This window comes from Clostridium sp. HV4-5-A1G (genome assembly GCF_900184915.1).
Taxonomy (GTDB): Bacteria; Bacillota; Clostridia; order Clostridiales; family Clostridiaceae; genus Clostridium_B; species Clostridium_B aromativorans.
The window spans coordinates 1-5,356 of sequence record NZ_FXYI02000215.1; the positions used below are offsets into that span (position 1 = coordinate 1).

General features: G+C 33.8%; 6 protein-coding genes and 1 pseudogene. 1 reads left to right on the forward strand and 6 read right to left on the reverse strand.

The features are described 5' to 3' along the window. Positions 1-113: 113 nt before the first annotated feature. Positions 114-1,262, forward strand: a complete 1,149-nt coding sequence (locus J5G60_RS16370) for a methyl-accepting chemotaxis protein (protein WP_150357101.1) — start codon at positions 114-116, stop codon at positions 1,260-1,262. Positions 1,263-1,326: 64 nt separating this feature from the next. Here J5G60_RS16370 and J5G60_RS16375 read toward each other — a convergent pair whose 3' ends face one another. The 6 genes and pseudogenes from J5G60_RS16375 to J5G60_RS16395 form a co-directional block, all read right to left on the reverse strand. Next, a complete protein-coding gene (locus tag J5G60_RS16375) occupies positions 1,327-1,794 on the reverse strand; it encodes a helix-turn-helix domain-containing protein (protein WP_236035338.1) in 468 nt (155 codons plus the stop codon). A 3-nt stretch (positions 1,795-1,797) separates the two neighbouring features. Then, positions 1,798-1,872, reverse strand: a pseudogene (locus J5G60_RS19255) (sigma 54-interacting transcriptional regulator); the annotation flags it as partial. Between the two features lie 24 nt (positions 1,873-1,896). Next, a complete protein-coding gene (locus tag J5G60_RS16380; RefSeq protein WP_150357103.1) occupies positions 1,897-2,421 on the reverse strand; it encodes an FmdE family protein in 525 nt (174 codons plus the stop codon). Positions 2,422-2,593: 172 nt separating this feature from the next. Then, positions 2,594-3,190, reverse strand: a complete 597-nt coding sequence (locus tag J5G60_RS16385; RefSeq protein WP_150357104.1) for a M15 family metallopeptidase — start codon at positions 3,188-3,190, stop codon at positions 2,594-2,596. 86 nt (positions 3,191-3,276) lie between these two features. Further along, positions 3,277-4,041 carry a serine hydrolase gene (locus tag J5G60_RS16390; RefSeq protein ID WP_150357105.1) on the reverse strand — a complete coding sequence of 255 codons (765 nt, stop codon included), beginning with the start codon at positions 4,039-4,041 and terminating at the stop codon, positions 3,277-3,279. 57 nt (positions 4,042-4,098) lie between these two features. Then, positions 4,099-5,356: APC family permease (locus tag J5G60_RS16395; protein ID WP_207876582.1), on the reverse strand; the 1,258-nt coding region annotated here is incomplete at its 5' end.

The window sequence follows — 5,356 nt, forward strand, 5'->3', positions numbered from 1 at the left end:
GCGATAATATAACAAAATATTTATTATGTACTAAATAACCATTATAATATATTAAATTTAATATTAAAAATACATCAAAACAACATCACAATTAGAGAGGAGAAAATTATATTATGATTTCAGTTAATGCATTAGAAGATTTAAAAAGATTATCAGAAGCCCAAGCTGACTTAGTACCGGGAGGAGTTGTATATGGAATTACAAAAGAAGATACCATGGAATGGGTTAAATATTCCAAGTCCTTAAATATGGATGTATTCCACGTAGGTAAAAAATTAAGCAAAAACAGTACAACCAGTATAGCCCTTCAAGAAAAGAGGATATTAACCCAAAAAATTCCACGTTCTGTTTATGGTACAAGATTAGAAATAATTTCAATTCCGATTGTAGATGAAACTGATAAAGCTGTAGGTGCATTTTCCATGGCTTTCCCCAGATTACATCCAGTAGCTGTAGCTTTTGACGGTTTTGCACCGGTATTGGCTCAGATGTTCCCGGAAGGTGCCTTTTTATGCTTGACGGATTTAGAACAGTTTGTAAAAGTTCAATCTTCGCAAAAATTTAATATACCCTCTATAAAAGCTGGAGAAAAATTTGAAAATAATTTTTTAAGCAGTGAAGTCATAAAAACAGGAAAACAGCAGGAGAAAGAATTGGATGCTTCAATTTATGGAATTCCTGTAAGGAATGTAAGTTTTCCATTACTCGACAAAGATACCAGTGAAGTTGTTGGAACATTCTCCATAATAACTCCAAAGGAAGCAGCTGTAAATTTAAGAGATATGTCAAGCAATCTTACAGAAAATATTACGGGAATATCTTCTGCAATTGAGGAGTTAGCAGCATCTGCGTCTCAAATTCACACCAATGAACAGGAACTTCACAACAGTATCAATGAAATAACGAAACTGTCAGAAGACATAAATGAGGTAACTTCTTTCATAGCTAATATTGCCGATGCCACAAAAATGTTGGGATTAAATGCTGCAATTGAAGCCGCCAGAGCAGGACAAGCAGGAAGCGGCTTTGGCGTGGTAGCAAATGAAATCAGGAAATTGTCAGATCAAGCTAAGAGTACAGTTCCTAAAATAAAGAAATTAACAGGCAATATTGAAGAAAAAGTTAATATATCCAGCGAGAAAAGCAAGGGTTCCCTGTCTTCCAGCCAGGAGCAGGCTGCTGCTACACAGGAGATTACAGCAAGCATAGAAGAAATAACCACTATGTCTGAAAGGTTAACTGAAATTGCTCACCAACTTTAAACAGTCATCTACAAAAAACTACCTTCCCGACAATTTACTTGTTTCAAAGGTAGTTTCTTCTTATTTATGATATTCCATAATTTTTAATTTTACGCCACAGTGTTGTCCTACTCATACCAAGCCTTTTGGCAGCTTTTTCTCTATTGCCATTAAATTCAGAAAGGGCTTCTAAAATACATTCAATTTCTAATCTCTTATTTTGTGATATTTGTGTCTCCCTTTTTTTATATACTTTATTTATTAATTCCTCTGCATCAAAACAATTTTTGTCTTCACTTTCAATAAAAATAGATATTCTTTTAAGGATATTCTTTAATTCTCTTACATTTCCCAAAAAATCGTAAGAAATAAGTAATCTAAAAATTTCTTCCCATTTATCCTGGTATCTTTCATATAATCCGCTGAATTCTTCAGATATAAGTTCCCTAGAAATCTCTGGTATATCCTGTCTTCTATCTCTAAGTGGAGGTATATTAAGTTCAAGGACATTTAATCTATAATAGAGATCTTCCCTAAATCTCTTATTTAGCACTTCCTCCCATAAGTTTTTGTTAGTAGCACTAATTATTCTTACATTTATGGGAATTATCTTGTCGCTTCCAATTCTCATGTTTATTGTATATTTAAATTAATTCTACCATCCCCTTGAATATTCATGAAAACAATCAAGACAAACTTTTTTACCATCTTCCAACCTTATTTTATTTTCAGATACCCCTTCGCCGCATTTCTCACAGGTTACAGTCTTAAATATTCTTGCAGCTTCAGGTATCTTAAAATGTGGTTTTTTAATACAAAAAATATCTTCTATTGGAGCTTTCAAAATGTACCTTTGCCTCTCCTCTTTGTTCATTTTGACTTTTGAAGGTTTTGACACAATCCTCACATTGTCTCCATTTTGTCTATTAAAAAATGAAAAGGCCATTTTTCCAGTTCCTCTGTATATGAGATTTCCCTTGCCAAAAGTACATCCCGTTATAACCTGTACTGCATCAACTGCACAAGAATCGTTTTCACAAACGCATACTATTTCTTCATCGTGAGAGAATTCTATGTTCATCTCTTTTACAGCTACTTCACAGGCCCTAAAACCTATAGCTAACCCTGGGCACTCGTGCCCGTGGAAAACCACACATCTATTCCATAAATTTTCATTCATTATTTATTCAACTCCCTTTATTTAATTATACTTCATAAAATATAGACTTAAATAATTATTTCAGTATCTCCTTTTATGCTATTTACGACAATTATAAATTGTACTTCTTTATTTTTACATTCAATTGTGTCAATAATCATATCAGATTCAACCAAAGTTGAGAGAAACTAATCTATTGCTTATAATCTAAAAATTCCTCCAATTTCACATTGCTAATAGGATAACGATATGCATTAGGTCCGTAAAAATGCCACCATTCACTTTCAAGGCGTGTAAATCCATGTTTCATCATAATTTTTGCAAGAAATTCTCTATTTTCAATTGCCTTAGCAGTGGCACCATTATAATTGATAAAAGCTTTTTCTGTAAAATCATCAAAACCACTCGGCATTTCCATTTCCCTTCCCACTTTATCTACAAGCGTTACATCCACAGCGGCCCCTCTATTGTGTACAGATCCATGGGAAGGATTTGCAATAAAATCATCATTGGGCATGATTTCCCACATCATCTTTTGAACTGAAAATGGTCTATAAGCATCCCATATTTTTATAGTAAATCCGTATTTATGAAACTCGTCATTGGCTTCCGCAAGTTTTTTTGCTACTTCAAGTTGGAGAACAGCTTTTTCAATTGGATAGACACTCCTTTTTAAAAAATTATCTTTTTTGGCATATTTTAAATCAACTACTAGAGTAGAATCTATTTTCGTAACATCAACTAATCCACATACAATTTGAAAGTTCTCCTCATTTGAGTTTTTTATCATGATATCGCCCCCGCAATTTCCATTTTATAGTAAAATCTTTTATCTATTAAACTTTTTTCCTTTTACTTATAGAATTCATATCATCATCAAGAATTCTGTTCGAATATTTCTCTAGTGGTCTTTCTAATAAATTCATCCGTTTCATTAACATCGGTTTCATTAGAAGCAAAGCACAAAATAAATGGTTTTCTAGCATATACAATGCCGGCATCGTGTGTAATTCCTTCATCATCTCCCGTCTTATGTGCAACGCATATATCCTCTGATAACAAATAGGGCATCTTATAGTTAATTTGCTGAAGCTTAAATATTTTAATCATATCCTCGCTGTCCTGGCGGGAAATTAAGCTTCCTTTCCACATCATCTCAAACAATTTGAGAATCTCATCAGGTGCAAAATAATTCTGTTTGCCGGCTTTTTCGGCATCTGAATCAAATAGAATTCTGTTTACCTTAGTTTTCTTCATTCCAAGCTGCTTCATTGTATTATTGATATTACTCATCTTTAGCTTTTTGATTAAAATATTTGCAGCCATATTGTCACTTAAAACAATCATCAATACACAGAGATCTTTCAGCATAAGCCTTGCTCCTGGATGAATATAAGCAGCAGCTCCACATGACGGCACCCTATCAGATTCTTTAATTTCAACAAGCTCTTCCTTAAATAAAATTTTTTCTCTGAATTGTCTATATGCTTCAATCAAGATAGGTATTTTAATTATACTTGCAGCAATAAAAGGTTCATCTTCATTTACACCGAAGCTATCTCCGCTGTCCAGATCCTTATAGCAAAATCCAACTTTGCCCTTAAGCTTCCCTACTTTTTCTCTAATAACTTCATAATTCATAACTTACCTCCTCGTTTACACTCAATACAAGTTTTATAATACCTTCTTCAATAACAATTACATATTCAAAAACCTTCTATCCACACAGTCAATTCCCGTTTTATTTCTTTCATCAATCTTAACATACAGATAAAAGGGTATACCTAAAAGCATCAATATAAATCCCCATAAAACAGCTTCCTGTCCACAACCATAAACAGCATAACAGCTATAAGCAAAAGCTATAAGGGGAGCAATTGACTTCCTAATAAAATTACCCACGCTCAGATTATGGTTGTACTTCTTACAAATCAATATCTCAGCTCCAGCGGTCGCAACATAGGCTGGTAAAGTAGACATAGTGGATAATAGCATTATAAATTGATACGCTGCATTTAATCCATTTACGTAATTTAGAATTAATAAGAGATTGGTCAGTATACCTGCAATAATCAGTGACATTTCTGGTGTACCATACTTCAAATTCATCTTCTTAAAAATAGCCGGAAATGTCTTGTCAACCGCACATGCATAGGAACATCTCGCTGTAACTATGGCACACCCTGTTGCTGCTCCTAATGTTGAAATAACAACTCCAACAGAAATAAATATACCGCCCCATCTACCGCCGGTCATTAGATTTAACATCTCAGCTATAGGTGCCTTTGAATCCGCAAGCTGATTCTGAGGTACAACACCAAACGAAATAGTACTAATCAGTATATAAATAATTGCCACAAAGATTGTCCCAAAAATTGTGGCCCTTTTAATGAATACAGGCGCATTTTTAGTTTCCTCCGCAGGGAATACACCCATTTCCAATCCCATGAAAGACCATAACGTAACTCCAATAGCCGCGGACAGAGTACTAATCCCTGAAACTTTGGCACTGGATACAGTATTAAAATATTCCGGATGAAAATGAAATAATCCAATCACTACAAAAACTCCCAATGGAATCAATTTACATATAGTAGTAAATACAACAACACTGCCTGCTTGTTTAATACCTTTTATGTTAAAATAAATTATTATCCATAAAATAGCAGATGCCATAATAAAAGCAATCACCCTATTTTCACTAACCACAGGAATTATATTGCCAAGATATCTTATACATCCATTTATCAATGCTCCTAAAGATGTCCATGCACCTATCCAATAAGCCCATCCCACCAAAAATGATGGAAACTCGCCAAAAGCAACCCTGGTATATATAACCGGCCCACCGGTTTTAGGAATTTTTGCCACCATGTTAGCAAAAGTGCCTGCAATAAAAATGCTGATTTTATTAATAGGCTTGAAAATATTCAATATAAAAAATATTCTTTTCTTT